The 24933-nt window shown below is 70.0% G+C and carries 22 protein-coding genes; 7 read left to right on the top strand and 15 right to left on the bottom strand.

What is annotated here, in order from left to right; genetic code table 11:
* Nucleotides 1-15: 15 nt before the first annotated feature.
* From VET29_RS28340 to VET29_RS28300, 9 genes are read right to left on the bottom strand one after another with little or no spacing between them, the layout of a single operon-like run.
* Nucleotides 16-1125 (bottom strand): nucleotidyltransferase family protein, encoded by a 1110-nt coding sequence (locus tag VET29_RS28340; protein WP_324925931.1) that lies wholly within the window; start codon nucleotides 1123-1125, stop codon nucleotides 16-18.
* The gene (locus tag VET29_RS28335; protein ID WP_324926079.1) at nucleotides 1103-2302 is read right to left on the bottom strand and encodes a glycosyltransferase; all 1200 of its coding nucleotides are present in this window, start codon (nucleotides 2300-2302) and stop codon (nucleotides 1103-1105) included. The genes VET29_RS28340 and VET29_RS28335 overlap by 23 nt, the downstream gene beginning before the upstream one ends.
* A gap of 8 nt (nucleotides 2303-2310) precedes the next feature.
* Nucleotides 2311-3516 carry an O-antigen ligase domain-containing protein gene (locus tag VET29_RS28330; RefSeq protein ID WP_324925929.1) on the bottom strand — a complete coding sequence of 402 codons (1206 nt, stop codon included), beginning with the start codon at nucleotides 3514-3516 and terminating at the stop codon, nucleotides 2311-2313.
* Between the two features lie 5 nt (nucleotides 3517-3521).
* Nucleotides 3522-5048 (bottom strand): right-handed parallel beta-helix repeat-containing protein, encoded by a 1527-nt coding sequence (locus VET29_RS28325; protein ID WP_324925927.1) that lies wholly within the window; start codon nucleotides 5046-5048, stop codon nucleotides 3522-3524.
* A gap of 14 nt (nucleotides 5049-5062) precedes the next feature.
* The gene (locus VET29_RS28320) at nucleotides 5063-7024 is read right to left on the bottom strand and encodes an alginate lyase family protein (RefSeq protein ID WP_324925925.1); all 1962 of its coding nucleotides are present in this window, start codon (nucleotides 7022-7024) and stop codon (nucleotides 5063-5065) included.
* Complete coding sequence (locus tag VET29_RS28315; RefSeq protein WP_324925923.1) at nucleotides 7021-9627, bottom strand: bi-domain-containing oxidoreductase; 2607 nt, start codon at nucleotides 9625-9627, stop codon at nucleotides 7021-7023. Before VET29_RS28315 ends, VET29_RS28320 begins: the two co-directional genes overlap by 4 nt.
* Before the next feature lie 12 nt (nucleotides 9628-9639).
* Entirely contained in the window at nucleotides 9640-11532 is a 1893-nt protein-coding gene (asnB, locus tag VET29_RS28310) for an asparagine synthase (glutamine-hydrolyzing) (protein ID WP_324925921.1), read from the bottom strand.
* 3 nt (nucleotides 11533-11535) lie between these two features.
* Complete coding sequence (locus VET29_RS28305) at nucleotides 11536-13071, bottom strand: Wzz/FepE/Etk N-terminal domain-containing protein (protein ID WP_324925919.1); 1536 nt, start codon at nucleotides 13069-13071, stop codon at nucleotides 11536-11538.
* On the bottom strand, nucleotides 13068-14291 hold the full coding sequence (locus VET29_RS28300; protein WP_324925917.1) for an exopolysaccharide biosynthesis protein: 1224 nt from the start codon (nucleotides 14289-14291) through the stop codon (nucleotides 13068-13070). The genes VET29_RS28305 and VET29_RS28300 overlap by 4 nt, the downstream gene beginning before the upstream one ends.
* Before the next feature lie 254 nt (nucleotides 14292-14545).
* Here VET29_RS28300 and VET29_RS28295 point away from each other — a divergent pair, with 254 nt between their 5' ends.
* From VET29_RS28295 to VET29_RS28275, 5 genes are all read left to right on the top strand, one after another.
* The gene (locus VET29_RS28295; protein ID WP_324925915.1) at nucleotides 14546-14827 is read left to right on the top strand and encodes a hypothetical protein; all 282 of its coding nucleotides are present in this window, start codon (nucleotides 14546-14548) and stop codon (nucleotides 14825-14827) included.
* Between the two features lie 107 nt (nucleotides 14828-14934).
* Nucleotides 14935-15474, top strand: coding sequence for a DUF3558 domain-containing protein (locus VET29_RS28290; protein WP_324925913.1), 540 nt, complete (start codon nucleotides 14935-14937; stop codon nucleotides 15472-15474).
* A gap of 110 nt (nucleotides 15475-15584) precedes the next feature.
* Nucleotides 15585-15986 (top strand): PE domain-containing protein, encoded by a 402-nt coding sequence (locus VET29_RS28285; RefSeq protein ID WP_324925911.1) that lies wholly within the window; start codon nucleotides 15585-15587, stop codon nucleotides 15984-15986.
* Between the two features lie 37 nt (nucleotides 15987-16023).
* Nucleotides 16024-16629, top strand: a complete 606-nt coding sequence (locus tag VET29_RS28280) for a DUF3558 domain-containing protein (protein ID WP_324925909.1) — start codon at nucleotides 16024-16026, stop codon at nucleotides 16627-16629.
* A 257-nt stretch (nucleotides 16630-16886) separates the two neighbouring features.
* Entirely contained in the window at nucleotides 16887-17441 is a 555-nt protein-coding gene (locus tag VET29_RS28275) for a DUF3558 domain-containing protein (RefSeq protein WP_324925907.1), read from the top strand.
* A gap of 541 nt (nucleotides 17442-17982) precedes the next feature.
* Here the strand turns inward: VET29_RS28275 and VET29_RS28270 are convergent.
* Genes VET29_RS28270 through VET29_RS28260 form a run of 3 tightly spaced genes read right to left on the bottom strand, consistent with a single transcriptional unit; the run spans nucleotide 17983 to nucleotide 21090 of the window.
* Nucleotides 17983-18558 (bottom strand): hypothetical protein, encoded by a 576-nt coding sequence (locus VET29_RS28270; protein WP_324925905.1) that lies wholly within the window; start codon nucleotides 18556-18558, stop codon nucleotides 17983-17985.
* Between the two features lie 47 nt (nucleotides 18559-18605).
* Nucleotides 18606-19784 carry a glycosyltransferase family 4 protein gene (locus VET29_RS28265; protein ID WP_324925903.1) on the bottom strand — a complete coding sequence of 393 codons (1179 nt, stop codon included), beginning with the start codon at nucleotides 19782-19784 and terminating at the stop codon, nucleotides 18606-18608.
* Nucleotides 19774-21090, bottom strand: a complete 1317-nt coding sequence (locus tag VET29_RS28260; protein ID WP_324925901.1) for a nucleotide sugar dehydrogenase — start codon at nucleotides 21088-21090, stop codon at nucleotides 19774-19776. Before VET29_RS28260 ends, VET29_RS28265 begins: the two co-directional genes overlap by 11 nt.
* Nucleotides 21091-21282: 192 nt before the next feature.
* On the opposite strand from VET29_RS28260, the gene VET29_RS28255 reads away from it, so the two are divergent.
* Nucleotides 21283-22587 carry a UDP-glucose/GDP-mannose dehydrogenase family protein gene (locus tag VET29_RS28255; protein ID WP_324925900.1) on the top strand — a complete coding sequence of 435 codons (1305 nt, stop codon included), beginning with the start codon at nucleotides 21283-21285 and terminating at the stop codon, nucleotides 22585-22587.
* 22 nt (nucleotides 22588-22609) lie between these two features.
* Here VET29_RS28255 and VET29_RS28250 read toward each other — a convergent pair whose 3' ends face one another.
* Together VET29_RS28250 and VET29_RS28245 are read right to left on the bottom strand one after the other, a co-directional pair.
* Complete coding sequence (locus tag VET29_RS28250; RefSeq protein WP_324925898.1) at nucleotides 22610-23143, bottom strand: Clp protease N-terminal domain-containing protein; 534 nt, start codon at nucleotides 23141-23143, stop codon at nucleotides 22610-22612.
* Nucleotides 23143-23352, bottom strand: a complete 210-nt coding sequence (locus VET29_RS28245; protein WP_324925896.1) for a helix-turn-helix domain-containing protein — start codon at nucleotides 23350-23352, stop codon at nucleotides 23143-23145. The genes VET29_RS28250 and VET29_RS28245 overlap by 1 nt, the downstream gene beginning before the upstream one ends.
* 62 nt (nucleotides 23353-23414) lie before the next feature.
* Here VET29_RS28245 and VET29_RS28240 point away from each other — a divergent pair, with 62 nt between their 5' ends.
* Nucleotides 23415-24239 carry a hypothetical protein gene (locus VET29_RS28240; RefSeq protein WP_324925894.1) on the top strand — a complete coding sequence of 275 codons (825 nt, stop codon included), beginning with the start codon at nucleotides 23415-23417 and terminating at the stop codon, nucleotides 24237-24239.
* Nucleotides 24240-24265: 26 nt separating this feature from the next.
* Here the strand turns inward: VET29_RS28240 and VET29_RS28235 are convergent, their stop codons facing one another.
* Nucleotides 24266-24931 (bottom strand): hypothetical protein, encoded by a 666-nt coding sequence (locus tag VET29_RS28235; RefSeq protein ID WP_324925892.1) that lies wholly within the window; start codon nucleotides 24929-24931, stop codon nucleotides 24266-24268.
* Nucleotides 24932-24933 lie beyond the last annotated feature (2 nt).

The following is a 24933-nucleotide window of genomic DNA, read 5'->3' as shown; positions in this document are numbered from 1 at the left end:
CGAGCCGACGACCTCTTAGCGGCCGAGCCCGCGGAACGCCTCGCGTACGCCGAAGCTCCAGCGGGACAACGCCGACATGTGCCGGCCGGCAGTGTACTGCTTGTCCGGCAACACCAGCGCCCGCAGGTACGCCGCCTTGTTCCGCAACCCAGGCAGAACCGGCAGTGTCGCCAGCGCCTGCGCCGCGAACGTCTTGCCCTCCCGGGTGTGCAGCCCCAGCCAGCGTTCCTCGCGCCGGCTGGGCACGTACGCCGCGGCCCACTCCCGCAGCTCCCCGGTGACCGGCAACCCCAGCAGCCGCGTCGAGTCCGCCACCGCCGCGGCCACCACCGCCTGCACACCCCACTCGGTCGCCAACGCGACGAACCCCGGCTCGTCCGCGGGATGCAGCTCCGCCACGTCCCGCAGCGAACCCAGCCGCAGCGGCCAGTCGCCCAGCGCCGCGTGGTAGCAGGCGTGCAGGAACCGGTGCGGTCCCGACAGCGCGGTCAGCTCGTGGTCGCCGATCATGAACGGTTCACCGCCGGACCACAGCGCGTCCAGCGGTACCTGGAAACCCCACGGCCCCAGCACGAACGTCCGGTGCAGGTCGATCTCGAAGTCCTTGCCGCGCAACGTCGTGCCCTTGTCGAAGCGACGGTCGAACCCCGGCCGCGGTTCCGCCAGCGTCCGGCCGAACCCCGCGCCGGCCAGCACCGTCACCGCGCGCTCGATGTCCGACGGGCGGAACATCAGGTCCAGGTCGATGAACATCCGCAGCGCCGGGTCGGGGTAGTCCAGGTGCGCGTAGGCGCTGCCCTTCAACACCCGCGTCTCCACCCCGGCGGACGTGAGCAGTGACGTCACCGACACCAGCTGCCGCTCCAGCGAGAGCACCCGCAGCAACGCCAGCCGGTGCGCGGTCCGCACCTCCGCACGCTGCGCGGCGGTCGCCGGCAGCGCGCCGGAGTCCACGGCGGACCGCAGCAACCCGAGCACCCGGTTCGACTCGGCGGCCTTCAGCAGCGAGGACCACGAGGACGGCGGCGACGCGGGAAACGGCCGGGAGGCACCCGGCAACCCGTGTCCGGCCACCGCGAGCAGCGCGGCGGGATAGGCGGACTCACCGCACAGTCTGCGCGCCACGCCTCGCCTCCTCGATGACCTGCCGGTAGTTCGTCAGGAGGTTCGACAGCCCCACGGAACGCGTGAACTCGCTCTCGTAGCGTTCCCGTGCCGCCCGCCCCAGCGAGCTCGGCGCCCGCACGACCCGCCCCAGCGCGTCGGCGAGCGACGCCACGTCACCCGGCGCGTGCGTCAACCCGGTCACCCCGTCGGTCACCAGCTCCGCGAGCGAACTGTGCCCCGCCACAACGGAAGGCACGCCGGCCGACATGGCCTCCACCACCACGAGCCCGAACGTCTCCAGCCACTCCGACGGCACCACCACCGCCACCGACCGGGCCACCATCGCCCGGCTCGCCTCGTTGTCCAGCCGGCCGACGAACCGCACGTCACGCCGCGACGCGGCCCAGGAGGCCACCTCGTCCGACAGCGGCCCGGCGCCCGCGATCACCAGCGGCACCCCGAGCCCGCCGCCGGCCGCGAGCCGGTCCCACGCGGTCATCAGCAGCCGCACGCCCTTCTCCTCGGCCAGCCGGCCCAGGTACAGCAGGTGCTCGCCCGTGCCGGTCCGGCGATGCTCGGTGTCCGCCACGAAGTTGTACTTCACCGTCAGGTTCTCGGCCGGCATGCCGTTCGCGATCAGGGTCTGCCGCTGCGCGTCGGAGATGCACAGGAACCGCGACACCGACCTCCACCACCGCCGCCGGTTCACCTGCAGGTTCAACGCCACCGGCACGCTCGCCACCGACGAACCGCGGTAGCACCCGTGCCGCACCGCGGGCAGCGGAGCCCTGCCCACGCAGGACGTGCACACCGCGCCGTCCCGGTACAGCGTCCCGGTGGGACAGATCTGCGTGTAGTTGTGCAGGGTCGCCACGACCGGCACGGCCGCGTCCCGGCAGGCGTCCAGAATGGACGGTGACAGCAGCGGGAACGTGTTGTGCACGTGCACCACGTCCGGCCGCTCCCGCCGCAACCGGTTGGCGAACGCCCGCCGCGCGGCCGGGTTCCACGGCACCGCGACCGGCACCAACGCCTTGCGCGGCAGGGAGAAGTCGGAGATCTCGTCGCTGCGCCGCTCGAACATGTCCACCCGGTGGCCGGCCTCACGCAGCAGCGCCACCTCCGCCGCGACGACGTTGTTCTCGCCGCTCGGCTGCTCGGTGCGGTACCAGTTGTGCGCCACCAGCACACGCAGGCTCTCGGTCATGGCGACGCTCCAGGCTTGACGTTCCCGACCAGCACCGCGGCGATGGTCAGGTTCAGCAGGTACGGGGACGCGTCGCCGAGCCCGGCCTCGGTGTAGGACGCGATGACGCTGTAGACGACCAGGAACAGGGTGGCGGCGCGGGTCAGCGACGGCGGGCGCAGCACCGCGACGCACAGCAGCGTCAGCAGGTACGCGACCACGATCGCCAGCCCGAGGTAGCCCTCCTCGTGGTACACCGCGAGCCAGCTCGAGTCGATCGGCAGGCCGCCGAACGACTTGTTGGACAGCCCCACGCCGAAGATCTGCTCGCTGATCGTGCGCGGCCAGTCGAGCAGGGCCTTCCACACCTTCTCCCGGCCGGTCAGCTCGGTCAGGTCGGACTGCCCGCGCCGGAACCAGGTCTGGATCGCGGCGCCGGCCAGCACCCCGCAGATCCCGCCGACGATCATGGTCCAGGTGAACACCTTCCTGGCCCGCGTCGACGAGGTCGCGAGCGCCAGCATCGCCACGGCGAGCCCGCCGACCAGTCCCAGCAGCGCGGTGCGGGTGTGGCTGAGCAGAAGCAGTGCCAGCGCCGGGATGACGATGACGAGCACGCTGGCGCGGGTCGTGTGATGGCCGAGCCACAGCAGGATCGTGAGCCCGATGACCGTCGCCGCGTACTGCCCGACCTGCGGCGGGGTCAGCGGCCAGACCGCGCCGAGCAGGCGGCCGCCGTACGCCTCGTTCAGCGCGGTGCCCGGCGCGATGACCAGACCGACCGCGACCGTGAACAGCACGGCGCACAGGGCCCTGATGTGCATGCGGACGAACCGGAGCCAGTCGTGCCACCACGGGGTGAGCAGCCAGAGCGTCAGCACGAAGACCGCGAAGCGGAAGCAGCGGAACAGCGCGCCGTACCCGGACTCCAGCCGCAGGCTGGACACGGTGGCGCCGACCACCATGAACGTGAGCAGCAGCAGGTACGCGCTCGGCCGCAGCCGCACGCGTGGGTTCAGCATCAGCGCGAGCAGGAACGCCGCGAAGACCGCGCCCATGGTGACGAGCTGCAGCACGGACCGGGGCAGCGGGATGACGGTGTTCGAGTGCTGCGTTCCCAGCGTGTCGATGACCAGCAGCGCCCACACCAGCCCGAGCAGGCGGGGAGGGGTCGGCTGCTGGAGGAAGTCCGGGACCGCCGGGCGGCTCGGCGCGATGCTCATGGCCGTCAACCCCCCTGCACGAAGCTCGAGTCGCGGTCCTGCGAGTACGGCGCCGACTGCCACTGCGAGGGGTGGATGACGTGGCTGGTGTCCTTCGACATGAAGGACCACGGCCCGGTGTAGTGGTTGTCGCGCCACGTGTTGTGCTGGGTGAACGTGATGGCCTGCTGCACCGCGTCCCCCATGTACGGCGACCACTTCGGGAACGTGCCGTAGTTCGAGAGCACCGCCATCCGCGCACACAGGGCGCTGCAGCCGATGGACCTCGGGTCCACGGAGAACGTGTTGTCGTGGATGTCGACGTTCTGGGTCTTCCACCGGCAGTCGTCGTACAGCGGTTTGCTCGCGATGGCCGGTTGCCCGCAGCGCTCCTGGTCGTGCACCAGCCGGGTACAGCTGCCGCCGGAGGTGTTGGCCGGGCTGTTGCAGAACCGGTCGGCGTTCTCCCACAGCGTGACGCCGGACCAGTTGTCCGTCATCACGTTGCCGTAGAAGTCGATCTTCGTCGTGCGGGCCGGGACCCTCGGCTCCCCGCCGGACTCGGACAGGTAGACCGCCGAGGACGGGAAGCTGTCGCCGTTCGCGGCGAACTTGCGGCCCTCGACGAGGTTGTTGCGGCGCATGGTGTTCGCGCGGATCACCGCGTTGTAGCTGATCTCGTAGGTGATCGCCGGGCCGTCGTTGTTCTCGATGAGGTTGCCCTCGATGAGGAAGTCGTTGTTGTTCGTGTCCGCCCACAGTCCGGTGCCACGGTTGTCGTGCACCCAGTTGTTCCGCACGTCGGCCTTGTCGACGGCCCAGAACTTCACGCCGCCGGTGCAGCCGCAACCCTCGACCTTCGACTCCCAGTCGCTGGTGTTGTTGCCGGTGATCTCGTTGCCCTCCAGCACGAGGTCGGTCAGGTCGCCGTCCTTGTAGGCGTTGAGGCCGTACTGTCCGTTGTCCTTCAGGCAGTTCCCGCGCACCTGCTGCCGAGAGCCGGCCATCAGCGCCGCGCCCTCGTTGTTCTCGATGGTGTTGTCCTCGATCAGCCAGCCGTCCCCGGAGTCGTGGTTGACCACGCCCTCGTCCTGCGGCGGCACGAAACCGCGGACCGTCAGGCCGCGGATCGTCACGTCGGTCGACTCGGAGGTGAACGCGTACTTGTTGAGCCGCCTGCCGTCCAGGATCGCGCCGGGCGCGCCGAGGTAGGCGTCGCCGTCCTTGACCTGCACCGAGTCGAACTCGCCGTCGCCGAGCGTGTGGGTGCCCGGCGCCAGCCAGAACGTCGTGCCCGCCGGGTACTGCTTGGTCTTCGCGGACAGCGCGCCCGGGACGTCCGGGTCCACCTCGACCGCGCCCGCCGGCGCCTTCCCGGGCCCGGGTTTCGTGTGCCCGCACACGGCCGCGACGGTGCCGGTCGGTGCCCTGGGCACCCCGGTGTCGCTGTCGGCCGTCGGACTGGCCGTGCATGCCGTCGTCCCGAGCGCCACCACCACGGCCAGGACACCTGCCCTGACCGACCGCCTCGGGGCACTGAAAGGGTTCTTCATGGCACGCCGCGTCGTCATGAGTCGTGGAACCGGATGACCGTGACCAGCGGGTTCTGGCGCGGCCCACCGGCGCGGCCGGTGCCCACGAGCGTCGTGGCCGGCTCGCGGCGGCCGAACTCGCCGGAGTACCAGCCGAGCGGCGGGTTCTCCTCGCCGCGGTGCGCGGTCCAGGTCAGCGCGTCCGGCAGCGTCAGCGACGCCGTGCGGTCACCCCAGGACAGCACCGCGGAGCTCCCGTCGAGCACCGCGGTGACCTTCGGCCCCAGGTGGAACGCGAGCCGGCAGTCCCGCGCGTTCGGTGCCCGTACCTCGTCCTGCAACCGCACCTCGCGGCGGTCCTGGTCCAGGTGCACGGTCCTGCGGTGCGCCGCGGGCTCCCGGCCACGCGAGTACCCGTCGTGCTCGGCCGTCCACCTGGCGCCGTTGGCCACCAGCACGTTCGTTCGCGCGTGCCGCGTCCACATGAACGGGCCGCCGGACTGGGACTGGTTGCGGCCGTCGAGCTCCAGCGTGTTGTGCGCGAGCGTGGACCGGAAGTAGCTGCGCCACTGGGGTTGCCCGTGGTAGCAGTAGGTTCCGGGGTCCGCGAGGATGTCGACGCCCTCGTGCCGGATCTCCACCGACAGCGCGTCGGCGTGCGCGTGCGCGGCGATCGACAGGAACCCGTGCGGGCCGCCGTCGCAGCGGCACCAGATCTCGCCGAGCGTGTCGGTGGTGCGCATGATCGTCATGCCGGCGTCGGCGAGGTGCGTCGGCCGCTCGGCCGGGCGCACGGCGTCGGCCTGCACGCCGCCGCACAGCGCGGCGATGAGCGGCGTCCGGATGTCGTCGGCGGACAGCCGGGGCCACCACTGCTGCCGGCCGAACAGCACGTCGCCGGTGTGCAGCAGGCTGGACCACCGGTGCGAGCCCGCGCCGTCGACGATCAGGCCGTGCCCGTCGTCCGCGTCGCCCTGCCGGGGCGGGTTCGCCTTCGTGTCGACGATCGCGGCGAGCGCGTCACACATCCGCATGAGCACGAGCCAGGTCGTGTCCGGCACGGTGATCCCGGCGGCGTCCGCCTCGACGGCCCCCGCGACGCCGAGCTCGAGGACGAGCCCGTGGTACTCCGTCGCCAGCTCCCGGTTGAGCCCGGACGCGAACGTGTTGCGGTGCAGCTGCTCGTCGAGCAGCCGCAGCGCGCTCTCCCGCCACGTCGGCGTCTCCGGGAACCAGTCGAACGCGCTCGCGGCGACGAGCTGCCCGGCGGCCTCGGCGATCACGTGGTTGTTGGCCGACGAGCCGTGGCTGCCGAGCGCCGCGAGCCAGCGCTGGTGGTGCCAGATCTGGTGCAGCGCGTCGGGGTTCTCCTCGAAGAGGGCGGTGGCCCCGGACCAGCGGTCGAGCAGCCGGCGTGTCCAGACCCAGGAGATGAGCCGGACGCCCAGCTCGATGCCGCTGACCCAGTGCACCCCCCGCAGCGGCGGGTTCGCGGCCCACCAGGAGCGGAGGTGTTCGGCGACGCGTTCGGCGTACCGTTCCTCGCCGGTCAGCGCGTAGGCCGTGGCGAGGACCGTGAGGTGCTGGTGGCGCGAGAGCTCCCAGAGCTGCTTGATGTCCCCGACGGCATGCTCGTCGCGGTAGGGGATGTCGAAGGCGTAGCGGTCGGTCGGCGCGCGCCGGCCGGTCCTGGGGTCCCACGACCAGTCCGGGTCGACCATGTCGTCGCGGCCGACGCCGAAGTACTCCGCGTGGCCGGACATCAGCTCGTCGGCGGTGCTGACGAGCCGGTCCTTCGCCTTCTGCGGCACGGCGGCGAGCGCCTGGTCGGGCAGCACGGGCCGGAACCGCCGGTTGGGCAGCCAGACGGCGGTCATCGAACCCGCCTCGTCGAGCACCCGCCGCCACCGGTGGATGCGGGCGGCGACGACCGCACGGCCGGCCATCTCACGCGGGCCCATGCGGGAGAGCCGGCGCAGGTACCAGGTGGGTCTCATGGGGTGGACTCGGCTTCTATACGGACCGGCGCACCGGTGTTGAGGCTGGCTTCGACGGCGAGGGTGGCGCGCGTGGTGGCCACGAGGGACTCGAGCGGGACGGGCATGGGGGCGCCGGTCGTGATCGCCTTCAGGAACTCGCGCACCTCGGTCGCCTGGCCCTTGTCGCGGCCCTTGGGGATGCGTGAGCTGGCCCACTTCTTGCGACCGAACACGGCGGCGCGGGCGAAGTCGTCGAACCTGAGCACCTTGCCGTCGGCCGTGAGATCGACGGTCTCCTTCTGGAACTGCGAGGAGCCGCTGGTGGCGTAGGTGATCGTGGCGGTCGAGCCGTCCGGGTAGTGCAGGACCGTCTGGAGGTCCTTCTGGCCGGGGGTGGCGGCCGCGTAGACGGTGGTGGGGTCGTCCCCGACCAGCCAGGAGACGGTGTCGATGAAGTGGCCGCCCTCCCCGGCGAAGCGGGTGCCCTCGGCGTCGTGGGTGTACCAGCTGTTGCCGTCGAGCCGGCCCGCGTTGACGAGGTAGCGGATGGACGCCGGCCCGATCCGGCGGCCGAAGCGGATCCTGGCCTCGTTGAGCAGGGGCGCGAACCGGCGGTTGAAGCCGACCTGGAGCCGGTCGTTGCCGGTCTTCTCGACGGTGGCCAGGATGCGGGCCAGCTCGTCGTTGGTCAGGGCGAGCGGCTTCTCGACGAAGACGGCCTTGCCGGCCTCGAGGGCACGGATCGTCAGGTCCGCGTGCGTGCTGTGGCGGGTGACGACGAAGATCGCGTCGATGGCGTCGTCGTCGATGAGCGCGTCGAGGTCGGTACTGGCGTCGGCGAACCCGAACTTCCGCTTGGCGTTGGCCGCGGAGAGCGCGGAGGTCGTGACGACCCGGTCGAGCTTGACGGCGTCGTTGTCCACCAGATGGGGCAACAGCATCGACGTCGCGTAGTTACCAGCCCCGATGAACCCAACCCGAACAGTGGATTTCGGCACCCTGACCGGCTGCACCCCACGCGAAAGTCCCTTTCGCACGTGCGGGGGCCCCCCGTTTTCAACGCTACCAGCGGGGACCGACAATTCCGTTTCCTGAACGCCGCTCGCCGCCAAACCAGCGGTCTTGTCGTCGAGCGAAAGTTCCGTCAGCGAGTCATCGGTCTCGACATCCCGCTCACCGACGAAGGAACGACCGTCCCCGACCGTGGCCCCATCGCCGTGCCCATCGCCGTGCCCATCGCCGTGCCCATCGCCATCGTCGAGAACACCGCTGACCGACTCTTTCGAGTCAACCTCAAGCGAAAGTCCCATTGGTGCGCCGCCCGGGGGTCCCCCGTTTTCAACATTACCGGAGTGGTCCGACAATTCCGGATCCTGCGCGTCCGAGCCCGGCGCAATCTCGACAATCTCGACAGTCTCGTGCGAAAGTCCCTTTCGCGCGTGCGGGGGCCCCCCGTTTTCAACGCTACCAGCGGGCACCGACAATTCCGGGGCGGACGGTTGCGGGTAGCCGAACAGGACGGCCACTGCCTTCAGTTCGCCCTCGTTCAGTGCGCGGTACGTCTCCACCGCGTCGTCGAACGACGCCACGTGCGAGATCAGCGGCGCCACGTCGATCTTGTCGCGTGCCGCGAGGTCCAGGAAGCACTCCAGGTTCCGCTGCTCGGTCCACCGCACGTACCCGATCGGGTAGTCGCGCCCCTCCAGCTCGTACGACGCGTCGTACCGTCCCGGCCCGTACGACCGGGAGAACCGGACGCTCAGCTCCTTCTCGTAGTACGCGTTCCACGGCAGGTCGAGACTGCACTTCCCGATGTCCACCACGGTCCCGCGGTCCCGCGCCAGCTTCGCCGCCAGCTCGACCGGCTGGTTCGTCGAACCGCCCGCCGCCAGGTAGACCTGGTCGACGCCGAACCCGTTGGTCAGCTCGGCCACCGCCATGTCCACGACATCCGACCCCGGCGCCGCGCACACCGCCGCCCCGACCGACTCCGCCAGCGCGCACCGCGACGGGTCCGGGTCCACCCCGACCACCTTCACGCCGGACGCCACCAGCAACTGCACCACCAGCTGGCCGATCAGCCCCAGACCGATCACCAGCGCGACGTCGCCCAGTGCCGGCTCGCCCCGCCGCACCCCCTGCATCGCGATCGCCCCGACGGTCCCGAACGCCGCGTGCCGCGGATCGAGGCGCGCGGGCACCCGCGCGTACAGGTTCTTCGGCACCCAGTTGACCTCGGCGTGCAGCGCGTGCTCGTTGCCCGCGCACGACACCAGGTCACCGACCGTCACGTCGTCGATGCCCGAGCCGACCGCCGTCACCATACCGCAGAGTGAGTAACCCAGCGGGGTGTACGAGTCGAGCTTGTTGGTCACCTTCCGGTACGTGGCCGCCAGCCCGTTCGTCGCGACGCTCTGCATCACCTTCGCGACCTGGTCGGGGCGGGCCTTCGCCTTGCCCAGCAACGACTTGCTGGCCTCGCTGACCTTCATCAGCTCGGTGCCGGTCGAGATCAGCGAGTACAGGGTACGCACCAGCACCCCACCGGGCTTGCGCGCCGGCTCGGGCACGTCGAGGAGCGCCAACTCGCCACTCTTGTAGTTCTGCACAACCTGCTTCAAGGCCAATTCCTTCTACTTGTTGGTAGCCCCGCGGTACCAGTGCTCGAGCGTCAACACGTGCCAGAGATGCTTCGACCGGTCCTGCTGCCCGGCGGCGTCCTCGGCCACCATCCGCTGCAGGGCCTCCCGGCGCAGGAACCCGTTGCGCACCAGGAGTCCGTCGTTCACGACCTCGCGCACCAGCGGCGCCAGGTCACGGCTCATCCACGCCCGCAGCGGCGCGGAGAACAAACCCTTGGGGCGGTACACGATCTCCTTCGGCAGGATCGACTCGGCCGCCTTCTTCAGCGCGACCTTTCCCTGCCGGCGCACGATCTTCTCCCGGCCCGGGATCGAGAACGCCGCCTTCACGACCTCGACGTCCACGAACGGCACCCGGACCTCCGTGGACGCCGCCATCGACGACCGGTCCGTGTACGCGAGGTTCAGGCCCGGCAGGAACATCCGCGAGTCCGCGAGGCACATCCGGTTCACGAAGTCCGAAAGCGAGTTGTCGTGGTAGGTGTCCGCGTGCTCGGTCAGCACGTCGTCGACCGTCGCACGCAGGTCCGGGTTCAGCAGCCCGGTCAGCTCCGCGTGGTCGTACATCGTGTAGCTGCGCCGGAACGCGGTCTCCTCGGGCAGTTCCGCGAACGACAGGAACCGCTTGGCGAACCGCACGGACCGGTAGCCGCGGTTCGCCGTCGCCACCGGCAGCCTGTCCACCACGGACCTGAGCGGCGAACGCAACGCGGCCGGCACCTTCTGGTACCGCAGCGCGAGCGTGTTCGCGAGATGCTTGCGGTAACCGGCGAACAGCTCGTCCGCGCCCATCCCCGACAGCATCACCTTCACGCCGGCCTCGCGGGCCGCCGAGCAGATCAGGAACGTGTTGATGGCGGCGGGATCGCCGATCGGCTCGTCCAGGTGGTAGGTCATCTTCGGCAGCAGGTCCAGCACCTGCGGCGCGATCTCGATCTCGTGCAGGTCGACGCCGAACTTCTCGGCCACGACCCGCGCGTACTTCAGGTCGTCCGGCATGGCCTCGAACTTCGCGTCCTCGGCACGGAAACCGATGGTGTACGCGGAGATTCCCGGGCTGTGCCGGGCCGCCAGCGCGGTCAGGTAGCTGGAGTCGAGCCCGCCGGACAGGAAGGTCGCGACCGGCACGTCCGACAGCAGGTGCGCCCTGGTCGACTCCTCGACGACCGCGCCCAGGTCGACCGGCCCGGAGTCCTGGGCCTCGGCCGCGACGTCCCGGAGCGAATAGTACGTGCCCTGGTCCACCGAGCCGTTCGGCCTGATCCGCAACCAGCTCCCCGGCGGCAGCTTCGAGGCCTCCCGGTACGCGCAGCGGCTGTCCGGCACCCAGTAGTACAGCAGCGACGCGACCAGCGCGGCGTCGTTGACCGTCAGGTCGCCCAGCTCGTTGGCCAGCGCCTTCAGCTCGGACGCGAACACGAGCCCGCCGCCGCGCCGGACGTAGAACAGTGGCTTGATGCCGAGCTGGTCGCGGGCGAGGGTCAGCTCGCCGGTCCGCTCGTCGAACACGCCGAACGCGAACATCCCACGCAGCCGCGGCAGGCAGTCCACGCCCCAGTGCCGCCACGCCTCCAGCAGCACCTCGGTGTCGGACGTGCCGCGGAAGCGGACGCCGAACGACTCGAGCTCCCGTCGCAGCGCAGGCGCGTTGTACAGCTCGCCGTTGTAGGTGAGCGTCAGGCCGTCGACGACCATCGGCTGCGCACCGGTCTCGGTGAGGTCGATGATCGACAGCCGGCGGTGGCCGAGATGGACGTCACCCGTGCCGGCGGCGTGGCTGTAGCGCCCGGACCCGTCCGGGCCCCGGTGCGCGAGCGTCTTGGTGAGCCGGTCGGTGACCGGCCCGCCGTCGGGCCACAGGTAGGCGCCTGCGATGCCGCACATGTCTCAGCCTTCCTTCTTGGCGGACCGAACCGGTGCGAACCGTTTGGTGGGGAGGTCGTGCACGTTCGTGCCGTTCACGGTCTTGGCGGGCTTGTGCTTGGCCCGGCCGCGCAGCGCGGTGTGCAACCCGTCCCACAACGTGCCGTCGGACTTGTCCCGCCGGTCCGGATCGGCGAGCACGACCCCGATGATCGGGACGCCGGCGTCGGCGAGCTGGCGGGCGACGGTGTGCAGCCAGGTCGTGTTGGTGTACCCGGCCCGCACGACCAGCAGGGTCTCGTCACCGAGGTGCGACAGGTCGGTCCAGGCCGTGCCCGGCGCGACGGACCCGAGCCCGATGCGTGCCTCCCCGGACCGCAGTGGTGCGGTGTCCTCGGCACCGACGACCCGCACACCCTCCGGCACGTCCGTGAGCCGCTCCGGCGGGTCGGCGACGAGCACCACCGACCGGCTGCTCACGAGCTCCGCCGCCACGTCGGTGGCAAGGCCCGCGGCGAGTGGCGCGGCCCCCAGCTCCAGCACCGAGACCGACCCGGACCCGTCCCGCACGAGGCGGACCAGCGTGGCCGCGACCCGCTTCCGCGTCTGCGCGGCCTTCTTGCCCGGCAGGATCCGGCGCCGGCGCCGGGGCAGCTCCGCGATGACCGAGGCACCGAGATGCTCGGCGATGTCCTTGCGCAGCACCGGCTTGTCCCGCACGACCCCGCCGACCGCGGCGGCCGCGAGCCCGACGACGAGCCCGAGCACGAGCCCGATGCCCCCGTTCGTGGCCGCGGTGACCTTGCGCGAGACCTTGGCGGGCCGCGGCGAGTCGACGATCTGGGTGCCGGCGGCGACGCGGGGGGCGCCGAGGCCGGCCTGCTGGGCCTGCTGGGTGAGCTGCGAGACCTGGCTGGTCAGCTCGGCCCGGCGGGCGTAGAGCGAGTCGATGTTGGCGGCGTTGGGCAGCGGGGCGTTCTCCTCGTTCTGGGTCTCCGTCTGCGCCGCCTCCGCGCCGGTGATCTGGGTGTTGACCTGGTCGAGCTCGGCCTGCACCTGGCCCCGCTGGTCGGTGATGGCCTTGGCGTCCGCCTTGGCGGCCGACTGGATCCGTCCGACGTGGTCGGCGATGAAGGCCTCGGCGAGGGCCTTGGCGCGCCGGACGGCGTCGCCGGTGCTCACCCCTTCGACGGTGACCTCGAGGATGTTGTTGGTGAGCCCGACGACCTGGAACTCCTTGAGGAAGTCCTCCGGCCGCTCGTCGCGCACGCCGAGCTTGTCCAGCGCCGCGGCGGCGATCCGCGTGGTCGTCATGATCGCGACGTCGGTGCGGATGAGGCTGCCGCCGTCGGACGCGCTGTCCTCCTCGTGCACGACGAGGATGCGCGTGGTGGCGGACGGCGCGGGCGGCATGAGCACCGAGACCGCTCCGCCGCCGATCAACCCGACCAGGGCCAACGTGAGCCACAACCGCCGCCCACGACGGATGGCGACCCACAACCGGGCGAAGTCGAGCAGATGTTGGGGTTGGGGCTGGGGCGTTTCAGGGTTGGTGCTCATCCGGCACCTGCCAGCGCCGGCTCCCGCGCCGACCGGGGCGCGTCGGCCGCCCGTCTCGTCAGGTGCGTGACGACCACGCCCAGCACCTCGTGTCCGGCGTCCGCGCATGCCTCCGCGATTCCGATCAACTCCCATCCCGTCCGCGAGCCCGCGGTGACCACCGCCACCACACCTGGCACCGCTTCGTCCGGCACGACCGGCCGAGAGGGGTCGACCTCCCACACGATCAACGTGAGCCGCTCATGCTCGGCGAACTCGTCAAGCCGCTCCGCGGCGACCCGCGCACCGGGATCGTCGGCGGCGATCACCACGAGGATGCGTCCCGGCCCCGAGGGCAGCTGCTCACGCAACCGGGAGAGCACCCGCCGGTACCGGATCCGCAGACTGGCCTCGTCCGCCACGGGCGGCAGGGCGGCGACGTGCCAGGGCCGGTCACCGAGGAAGAACCGCCGCACCCGCGGGACGAAGCCGGTGACCCTGTCCGGCGATGAGACCTCGGGCACATCGAGCCCCCCGAGCACGTGAGCGCCGAGGGCGGAGGTGATCTCCGCCTCCTCCCGCATCCGCTTGTCGGCCCGCGCGGCGAAGAGATGCCCGAACAGTCCAATGAGGAAGAAGAGGAGAGCGCCACCGCCGACGAGGTCCGTCATCGTGGGGGAGGCGGCCCCGAACGGCCGCTCGGCCGGCCCCATCACGACCATCTTGGCCTGGCCGGAGGCGGTGTCGAGATCGTCGAGCTTCGCGACCGCCTGGGAGAGCGAGGTCCGCAGCTGCTCGAGCTCGGTACGCACCCCGACGCTGTCGATGGTCTGCCCCTGGCCCGCGGAGTTGTGCAGGTCGGAGATCTTCTGGTTGGTCTCGATGATCTGCTGGCGCAACGTCTGCTGCTGCTCCTGGGACACCTGGGCCGAGGCGTCGGCCGTGGTGGAGAGCAGTTGGGTGGAGAAGGTGACGTACTCCTGGGCAACCCGGTCCGCGAGCTGCTGGGCACGCTCGGGTGTGCCGGCGGTCGCCGAGATGTCGATGATGTTGCCGTCGGCCACCGTGGCGCTGACCTGCGAGGCGAGGTCACCCCCGGAAACACCCCACTTGAGCGCACCGGCCGCCCGGTCGAGCACGACGGAGCTCTGGGCCACCTGGGCCTCGGTGAGCAACTCGTCCGGATCACGGGGCCCCTGGAGCACGACACTGGTGGACGTCTCGTAACCGGGAGAGAACACCAACGAGGCACCCGCACCAACAAGAGCCCCCAACACGGTGATCACGACGAGTAACCGCCACCGCAGTCGCAAAACCTGCCATATGACGGACAGCCGAGCCTGGTCATCGTTCACCGCGAGAGGCCCCCTTTCAAGCTACGCGTCGCACGAAACCCGGATTTGGTTACAGTCTCGCTTCGCTCGAACCCCACACGGACGCGCCACCCGTGCCATATGCTTGGTTACAGAGAGTTCACATTGGGTTGGGGGAGTGCATGGATAGTCACCGCGACTTGATAGTCGCCGAACTCGGCGGCATCGGGAGCGCCACGGCCGTCAGTGGGGGCGGCTACGCGTTCGATCCCGACACGATCCGCCGCGTCAGCGACAGCTTCGCGACGAAGGCCAACACGCCCGGTGCGTCGTACGTCGCGTACGGTCAGCGCAACATGGCCATTTGTCCGCGGGAGGCGCAGCGTTGTCAGGACGCCTTGGACACCTATCTCGGGGTGGAGGACCGTACGGTCATCGATATCGGCTCAACGCCGGCGCTGTAAGGCCATGTGTGTGAGACGCGTCTCGGGGATCGTTGGTGTGCTGGCCGCAATTGTCGTCGCCGGCTGCACTACCCCCCAGTGAAGGAGAGCCGGTTCCGGCCACCACGGTGGAAACCACCACTTCTTCTGATTCCGGCCCGACCTCGACCAGCAGCGGGCGGGAACTGCCCTTCGCGGGAGCGCCGAAGGTGGCCGATCCCTTGGACACCAAACGTTTCCAGCAGGATCCCTGCCTGGCGCTCACTGCCGATCAGGCCCAGTCGCTGACCCTCCCAGCCACTGGGAAGCCGAGGACCATGCCACTCGGCAAGGCCTGCGAATGGAACAACCCGAATGACACCGGTAGCGCGACCGTTCATTTCCTGGACCAGAACCCGTACGGGCTGAGCGCCGAGTACCAGGCTCACAACGACGGTAAGACCGCGTTCTTCGAGCCATTGTTGCCGTTCGCGGGCTACCCCGCCGTCGTCACCGGCAACGTCGACGCGCGGGACCAGGGGCTGTGCACCGTAGTGGTCGGAGTTTCGGACAAGATCGCTTTTGAGGTTCCGATCACGTTGTCGCTGGCGAACATCGGGCAGAAGGACCCGTGTGCGTCAGCGGCCATGGTCGCGGGACTGGCGTTGGAGACGATGAAGAAGGGCTGAGCCCCCGGATCAGTCGTCCTCTTCGCCCTTGCCGCGGCCGGCTCTCAAAGGACACATCACCCGTGTCGTATGCTCGGTTACCGAGAGTTCACTTAGGGGGCGGGGAGTGTATGTCCGACCAGCGTGACCGGATCGCCGTGGAGCTGACCAACTTCGCCAGCGGCACCACCCAGAGCACCAACACCGGCAGCGGCTTCACCTTCGACCCGGACACCATCCGCGAGGTCATCAACAACTACAAGGACCTCGCCGACAGCTACGCTGAGTCCGTGCGAGACGCGCGCCCCATGGCGATGTTGACACCGTCGGCCGACGAGTTCGTCAGCGAGAGTTTCGCGGCGAAGGCCAATACCTCTGGCACGTCGTATATCGCCTACTGCCACCATTACGCGGACTTCTATCTGCGGGAGGCGCAGAAGTGCCAGGATGCGTTGGATGCCTACCTAGGTGTTGAGGCGCACACGGTTATCGAGCTTGGCAATGCCGGTAGCGACTCCCGGCCACCGGTGTAGATCCGTGGGTGTCCGACGCGTCTCAGCAGCCCTAGGCGTGCTTGCGGTGTTCGTCGTCACCGGATGTACCACGACGAGCCCTGGCGGGCCGCTCCCGGCGTCCAACGGGGAAACCTTCTCTTCGGACTCGACGCCCTCGTCCAACGGCGGCGGTCAGGAGTTGCCGTTCGCCGGGGCGCCGAAGGTGGACGATCCCCTGGACTCGAAACGTTTCCAACAGGACCCCTGCCAGGCGCTCACCCCGGACCAGGCTCAGTCGCTGGGGTTCCCGACCGAGGGAAAGCCGAGGACGGCGCCCCTCGGGAAGGCCTGCACATGGGAGAACACCGAGTCGCGGGGCTTGGTGGAGATCCATTTCCTGGATGGAAATCCAAGTGGTCTCAGTGGGGAGTACCAAGCCAACACGGACGGAAAGTACGCCTACTTCGACCCATTGCCACCAATCGAGGGATATCCGGCGGTCGCCACCGACATCGTCGACGACCGCGATGCTGGCAAATGCACGGTCGTCGTCGGTGTTTCCGACGAGGTCACCTTCGAGGTTCCGATCCGGCTGTCGACGGTGAACGTCGGGCACAAGGATCCTTGTCAGATAGCCGCCATGGTCGCTGGGAAGGCGTTGCAGACGATGAAGAAGGACTGACTCAGTCGTCCTAGTCGCCCTTGCCGCGTGAGCCGAGGGGGTGGCGCCCATCCTTCGTCGAGTACTGTCGTCATTACGCAGCTTTCTACCTGCGGGAGGCGCAGAAGTGCCAGGACGCGTTGGACACCTATCTCGGTGTTGAGGGACGCACAATCATCGACCTCGGCGTTGACGATTCCCGGCCGGCGGTATAGCGCGATGGCTGTCCGGCGGTTATCGATGGTGGTTGGTGTATTCGCCGTGGCGGCCGTCGCCGGTTGTACCCACCTGAGTCAGGGCGAGCCGATGCCGGCCACGTCCGTGAAGAGACGGCCTCCTCGTTGCCCGGCACCGACCAGGAGTTGCCGTTCGCCGGGGCGCCGAAGGTGGACGACACCAAACGCTTCCAGAGCGATCCCTGTCAGGCTCTCACCGGCGACCTAGTCCGATGCCTCGCGAAGGCGCCCACCGGCAAGCTGAGGAAGGATGCGCCGCTCGGCAGAGCCTGCACATGGACCAACCCCGACACGGGGGCTGAAGTCGAGATCCATTTCCTGGACAAGGATCCGCGCGGGCTCAGCGCCCAGTACCAGACCAAGGATCGGTATGCCTACTTCGACGAGTTGCCGCCGATCGAAGGCTATCCAGCCATTGCCGCCGCTGTCGCGGACGATCGGAGCATTGGATTGTGCATGGTGTCCGTCGGAGCGTCCGATGAAACCACCTTCATCGTTCCGATCCGGTTGTCGCAGGTGAACATCGGTACGAAAGATCCGTGTGACGTGGCCGCCATGGTCGCTGGGAAGGCGTTGCAGACGATGAAGAAGAACTGACTCAGTCGTCCTCGTACTCGTCGTCGCCGATGACCTGGGGGCCGTGAGCACGTCGCTGCCGAACAGGCTCTCGGCGTCGGACTCGATGAGGATCTTGCGCACGTGCTCCTCGTCGCCCTTGCCGCGCGAGCCGACGGGGGTGGCGCCCATCACCCCGGAACCACCGCGACTCGCGGCCGCCGCCCGTTGTGTGGCGGCCTCCTCGGCGGCGAGAGCACCGGGCAGGCCGCCCCGCATCGCCGGTCCCCGCCCACCGCTACCGGGGACACCAGTCTCGGGGCCGACTCGGTAGGAACCCCCCGAGACACCACCGACCGGAAAGCCAGACACATACCCACCAGCCGACGGCCCGCCTCCAGGCGCCTGCCCAGGAGGCTGCCCCGGAAACGGCCCCGACGACCGCGGGACGAAGTCGCTCGGGCTCGTCTGCTGAGGCTGCTGGGACCCCACCTCCGGTCCGCCGACCGGCGCACCACCAGGACCGCCGCCGGGCCCACTGCCAGGATCGTGGCGCTCGCCGAACGGCCCGGACCGGTCACCGTCACGCAGCGGCTGCTGCCCGCCGTCCGGGACCTCGATGTAGTCGCCCGTGTCCGTCACGGTCACCGTGCCGCCGGAGTCGTCGACGACCGTGTACGGCTTCATGCCGCTTTCGTGGTCCTCGCTGGCGTTGTCGTAACCGCGGGAACACCTCGATGTTGTGCTGTGCGTCGGCCTGGTAACCCGTGACCTGCTTCTCGTAGTCGACGAACGGCCAGTTCATGTCCGTGAAGTCCGGCTTGGGCGGCTCCGCGGGCACCGGCCGCACGCTGTTGGCCGCATGGTGGAACGACCCGCTCTGCTGGTCCATCAGCCTCTGCGCGACGACCAGCTGATCGGTGCCCACCTGCGCGTTGTCGACCAGCGACTTGACCACCCCGGCAGCCCCGTCGCTCGCCGCGCCCTCCCAACCGGTCTGGAGCAGGGCAGCCTGCCGGCCGAGCAGGGTGGACCGCACGCCTTCGGTCATCGCCTGCGTCTGGGCAGCCGTCCGCCCCTCCTCGAGCAGGCGGGTGTCCCCGGCCCGGAGCTTCTCGTAGATCTCGTGCGGTGTCAGCGGTTTGATCAGCTTGCCCACGGTAGTCGAGCGTAAGCGATCCGCGTTCACCCCGTGGGGTGTTCCGGTCAGCCCGCCATTGCCGCCTCGTAGGCCGCGAGCAGGGCCTGCTGGGAGTTCGACCAGGCAAGCGGGCCCTCGACGCGTTCCTTGCCGAGCTTGCCCATCCGCTCCCGCTCCGACGGGTCGTCGAGCAGGCGCGACGTCAGCCGGGCGAACTCGGGCTCGTCGTTGGCCGGGGCGTAGACCGCGGCCTCGCCGGCCGACACGCGGGCCTCCCGCAGGTCGAACGACACGATCGGCCGGCTCATGGCCATGTACTCCATGACCTTGTTCATCGTCGACACGTCGTTCAGCGGGTTGTACGGGTCGGGCGAGAGACACACGTCCGCTGTGGACAGATACCTGACCAGGTCCTCGTCGGGAATCCGGCCGGTGAACTCGACCACGTCCGACAGGCCGAGCGACCGCGACAGCGCCACCATCTCGTCGAACGTGTCGCCGGAGCCGACGAACACCGCGTGCCAGTCGTCGCGTTCCGCACGTAGCAGGGCGAGCGACCGCAACGCGTAGTCCACGCCGTCCTGCGGGCCCATCACCCCGAGGTAGCACAACAGATGCGGCTTGCCCTTCTTGAGCGAAGGCTCCGCCGGCACCTGCCGGAACCGCTCGATCACGGGCGCGCTGCGGACCACGAACACCTTGTCCGCCGGCATGTTCCCGCGTGACAGGGCCGCCGAGCGGTAGCTCTCGTTGGTCGCGATCACCACGTCCGCGGCCCGGTACGTCGCCTGCTCCAGCCGGCACACCACGCGGTAGAGGAAGTCCTCGCCCCGCCCCGAGAACCGCGACAGGTACAGCTCGGGACACAGGTCGTGCTGGTCGAAGACGAACCTGGCGCCGCGCCGCTTCAACCGCTTCGCGACCAGGTACAGCAGGTCCGGCGGGTTGCACGCGTGCACGACGTCGACCGGGCCGATGCGCCTGGCCAGCCGGAGCGTGTGCCACAGCGCGGCGCCGTACTCCTTCACGTACCCGCGCGGACCGCCGGTCGCCGCCGTCAGCGGGTACCGGTGGATCTTCACACCGTCCAGCTCCACATAGGACTCGCGATCCCGCTTCGTCCCCTGTGGACAGATGACGTGCACGTCCCAGCCCGCGTCCCGCAACGTCGTCGACTCCTGCCACACACGGCGGTCGAACGGCACGGACAGGTTCTCGACGAGGATGAGCGCTCTACCAGGCAAGGCCCACGTACCCCTTGTCGTTTCGGCGGATCTCGGCGTCGGGCAGGCGGATCAGGTCGATGACCGACCGGTCGCCACCCGGCGGCAGGGCGGCCAGCACGGCCGGATCGGCCGACGCGACCAGGCAGACCTCCGCGTGGTCCAGCACTTCCTCGACGGATCCGGCGAGCAGCGAACCGAGATGCGGCAGCCGCTGCTCGATGTACTCGCGGTTCGCGCCGAGCAGCCGCGACATGCTCACGTTCGCGTCGTAGATGCGCAGGTCGTAACCCTTGCCGAGCAGTCGCTCGGCCAGCTCGACCATCGGGCTCTCGCGCAGGTCGTCCGTGCCGGGCTTGAACGACAGCCCGAACAGCCCGACCTTGCGGTGACCGGTGCGCACCACGAGGTCGAACGCCCGCTTGAGGTGCTCCTCGTTGGACGGCAGCACGTGCGCGAGGATCGGCACGCTCACGTCCGCGCGGTGCGCCGCGTGCACGAGCCCGCGCAGGTCCTTCGGCAGGCACGAGCCACCGAACGCGAACCCCGGCTTCAGGTAGGCGGGGCTGATGTTGAGCTTGCGGTCCGCGAGGAACACGTCCATCACGCGGTGGGAGTCCAGGCCGAGCGCGCCGCAGATCGCACCGAGCTCGTTCGCGAAGCCGATCTTCAATGCGTGGAAGGAGTTGTCCGCGTACTTCGTGATCTCCGCCACCGGGATCGGCACCCGGAACACGTCCCCGGGCAGCCCGTCGTACAGCGCCGCGACCACGTCGCCGCTCGCCGCGTCCAGTTCGCCGATCACGGTCTTCGGCGGGTCGAAGAAGTCGCGGACGCTCGTGCCCTCCCGCAGGAACTCGGGGTTCACCGCCACGCCGAAGTCCACGCCCGCCGTGCGACCGGACGCCTTCTCCAGGATCGGGACCAGCAGGTTCAGGCAGGTCCCGGGCAACATGGTGCTGCGGAACACGACCGTGTGCCGGCGCTCGCCGACCGCGATGGCCTCGCCGATCTGCTCGGCGACACGCTCCAGGTACGCGGTCGACAGGCTGCCGTTCGGCGCCGACGGCGTGCCGACGCAGACCAGCGACACGTCGGAGTTCGCCACGGCGTAGGCGACGTCCGTGGTCGCGCGCAGCCTGCCGGCGTCCACGACCTCGCGGGTCAGCTCACCGATCCGCTCCTCGACGACCGGCGCGTTGCCGCCCATGATCAGGTCGACCTTGGTGGGGTTGACGTCGACGCCGATGACCTCGTTGTCCCGGGAGGCGAGGCACGCGGCGGACACACAGCCGACATAGCCGAGGCCGAATACGCTGATCCTCATCGCGTGACCTGCCTCAGGGCAGCACGAAAGAAGCGTGCCATTACCACGCCTTTCCTCAACCGGGATTACACGCGCGGAGCCCCCGAAATCCGCACCTCGTTCAGTCTCTGAGTCGGCCGTCGGGGTGCGGCCGTTACGACGCATGTAGGTTCAGTTCCATACGTGTCCTGTGTCAGAAGGGGAGTCCGGCCTGTGTTCGTACGGCGGATTGCGGTAGTGGGAACCGGATATGTCGGGCTCACCACGGGCGCGTGTCTTGCGTCACTCGGGCACCACGTGGTGTGCGCGGACGTCGACGCGGAGAAGGTGAAGCGCCTGTCCGCCGGCGAGGTGGACATCCTGGAGCCGGGCCTGCAGGACCTGGTCCAGGGCGGGCTCGCGGCAGGCCGCCTGTCGTTCGTCCTCGGCGCGGCCGCGGCCGTCGAGGGCTGCGAGGTCGTGTTCCTGTGCGTGCCGACACCCATGGGTGTCGGCGGCGTCGCCGACCTGTCGGTGGTCGAGTCGGTGCTGGAGGAGATCGGCCCGCTGCTGCCGCCGGGGTCGGTCGTGGTGAACAAGTCGACCGTGCCCGTCGGCACCGCGCAGCGCACCGCCGAGCTGCTGGAGCGCGAGGACATCGCGGTCGTGAGCAACCCCGAGTTCCTGCGCGAGGGCTCGGCGGTACACGACTTCCTGAACCCGGACCGCATCGTCGTCGGCTGCGACATGCAGGACGCGGCCGAGCGTGTGGCGGCCCTGTACGCCCGCCTCGGCGCCCCGACCGTGCTGACCGACGCCGCGTCGGCCGAGCTGGTCAAGTACGCCGCGAACTGCTACCTGGCGATGAAGCTCTCCTACGTGAACGCCATGGCCGAGCTGTGCGACCGCCTGGGCGCGGACATCTCCGACGTGACGGAGGGCATGGGCTTCGACAAGCGCATCGGCCAGTCGTACCTGCAGGCGGGCCCCGGCTGGGGCGGCTCGTGCCTGCCAAAGGACACGTCCGCGATGCTGCAACTGGCGGACGCGGCGGACTTCGAGTTCCGCCTGATCCGCGCCACGATCGACACGAACAACCGCCAGCGCCAGCGCATGGTGGAGAAGGTCCGCCTCGCGGTGACCGGCAAGCGCGGCGGCTCGCTGTCGAAGGTGCGCCTCGGCATCCTCGGCCTCACGTTCAAGGCCGGCACGGACGACCTGCGTGACTCGCCGGCCCTGGCCGTGTCGGCGCTGTTGCGCCAGGCCGGCGCGAAGCTCGTGGCCTACGACCCGGCCCTGCGCTCCGGCGACACCCGCGCCGAGCTGGACGGCATCACCGTCGCCGACGACCCGTACCGCGCGGCGGAGGAGGTCGAGGCACTGGTCGTGCTGACCGAGTGGCCGGAGTTCCGCGCCCTCGACTGGGCCAAGCTGGCCGGCGTCGTGGCCAACCCGGTCGTGGTCGACACCCGAAACCTGCTGGACCCGGACGTCCTCCGCCGCGCGGGCTTCGCCTGGAACGGCCTCGGCCGCCGCTGAGAGCGGTCCGAGCCGGCCGGCCTCACCCGGCCAACCGGGCCCGCACGTCCAGGTAACCCAGCCCGTGCGCCGCCAGCAGCTGCCCGGCCACCCCGTCGTGCGCGGCGAGCGCCAGCAGGAGGTGCTCGCTCCGCAGCTCACCCTTGTGCCGCATCGAGCGCGCCTGATCCAGGGCCCCCCGGATGATGTCCTTCGCGACCGGCGCGAACGGCGGCCGGTTCCGGCGCGGGCGGGCCACGCCGACCAGTGCGTTCTCCCCGAGTGACCGCTCGACGTGCGCCACGACCTCGTCCAGGTCGATGCCCAGCTCGGCCAGCAGCATCGAGGCCTCCGCGTCGGACAGCCCGGCCTTGCGTTCCGCCGTCCGGAACGCCTCGTCGACCTTCTCCGACGTCACCCCGGCCGCGCGCAGCAGTCGCGCCGGCGCGGTGCGTGGCTGGTTGAGCAGCGCGAGCAGCAGGTGCTCGTCGGTCACCTCGTTCGCGGCCCGGTGCTGTGCGTCGCGGGCCGTCTCGAGCACCGCGAGTCGGGCGGCACGCACGAACTGGTTGAGCATCAGGCCCTCCCGTGCTTCTTGTGCACCGCTTGGCGGGAGACCCCCAGCTCGGCGGCGATGTCCTGCCAGGACCAACCCTTGGCCCGCGCGTTGCGCACCTGCACCGCCTCGAGCCGTTCGAGGAGCTTGCGCAGGGCGGCGACCGCGCGGAGCCCGACGCGTGGGTCCTGGTCCCCGGCGGCGGCGGCAAGCTGTGTCGCTTCTGACATAGTGTCAACATAGGTTGACATTTCGTCGATGTCAACCCAGATTGACAGTTATGCTCATGATCATGTCCCCCCGCATCGAGGTGGCCGAGCGTCCCGGGGTCGGTCTGGACGGTGCCGTCCGGCCGAGCGAGGACGTGGTCGTGGTGCTGCCCCGTGCGGTCGTGCTGCTGGACGGCGCCACGTCGTTCGACCCCGACCTGCCGAGCGGCGGCTGGTACGCGGCGCGCCTGGCCGGGGAGCTGGCCGGCCGCCTCGCGGGCTACCCGGACACCGACCTGGCCGACCTGCTGGCGGCGGCGATCAAGACGGTCGCCCGCGGCCACGACCTGGTCCCCGGCCGGTCCCCGTCGAGCACGGTGGCGTTGCTGCGCTGGACCGACACCGAGGTCGAGGGCCTGGTCCTGGCGGACAGCCCGATCGTGGTGTTCACCGCGGCGGGCCCGTCGGTCCTGGCGGACACCCGCATCGCGACCCTGCCGCGGGGCGCCGGTTACCGCGACCGTCTGTCCACCGGCGCGGGCTACGGCGAGAACCACCTGGTGGCGCTGCGCAAGGCGGTCCGGACCACGTCGCGCCGCCGCAACGTGGAGGGCGGGTTCTGGGTGGCGGAGGCCGACCCGGACGCCGCCCATCAGGCCGTCCGCGCGACCTGGCCCCGCGCCGAGGTGCGCACGGTGCTCATGGCCAGCGACGGCGTCACCTGCGGCGTGGACACGTACGGCGTCTTCCCGGACTGGCCGGCCGTCCACGACCTTGTCACGAGCAAGGGTCCGGAGGCGGTGCTGGACGTGGTCCGCGCGGCCGAGCAGTCCGACCCGGACGGCAAACGCTGGCCCCGCCCCAAGCCCCACGACGACCAGGCACTCGTCGTGTTGAAGTTCGGCTAGGCCGTTCGGGAAGGCGGCCCGGTCACTCAGGTGGCAACGGGTCCGCCTCGGTCAGCCAGGACCGCATCGTGCCCCTTCATTCTCCACACCACGTGCGGCAGGAACGCCTGCGTCAGGGGCCCGATCGCCAGCGCGTACACGACCGTCCCCACGCCGACCGTCCCACCGAGCAGCCAGCCGGTCCCCAGCGCGGTCAGCTCGATCCCGGTCCGAACCACCCGGATCGACAGCTTCGTGCGCTCGCTGAACCCCGTCATCAGCCCGTCCCGCGGCCCCGCCCCGAGTCGCACCCCGATGTATGCCGCGGTCGCCAGGCCGTTCCCCACCACGCCGGCCACTAGCAACAGGATCCGCACCCACAGCGCCGACGGCGCCGGAAGGAGCGCCAGCGTCACGTCCACCGCCGCCGCGACCACCACGATGTTCGCCACCGTCCCGATGCCCGGCCGCTGCCGGATCGGGATCCAGCACAGCAGCACAAGCACACCCACGATCGCCGTGACCGTGCCGAACGTGAGGCCCGTCCGCAGCGACAGCGCCTGGTGCAGGACGTCCCACGGGTCCAGCCCCAGCCCGGACCTGATCATCAGCCCCATGCTCACCCCGTACAGCGTGAGCCCACCCAGCAACTGGGGCAGCCGGCGAACCGGAGACGTCGTCACCGGCACGGGACGCAGATCAAGAACAGCCATGT

The organism is Actinophytocola sp. (assembly GCF_035634895.1).
GTDB lineage: Bacteria > Actinomycetota > Actinomycetes > Mycobacteriales > Pseudonocardiaceae > Actinophytocola.
Note: the sequence above shows the minus strand (reverse complement) of the source record. Positions and strands in the feature narration are given on the sequence as shown.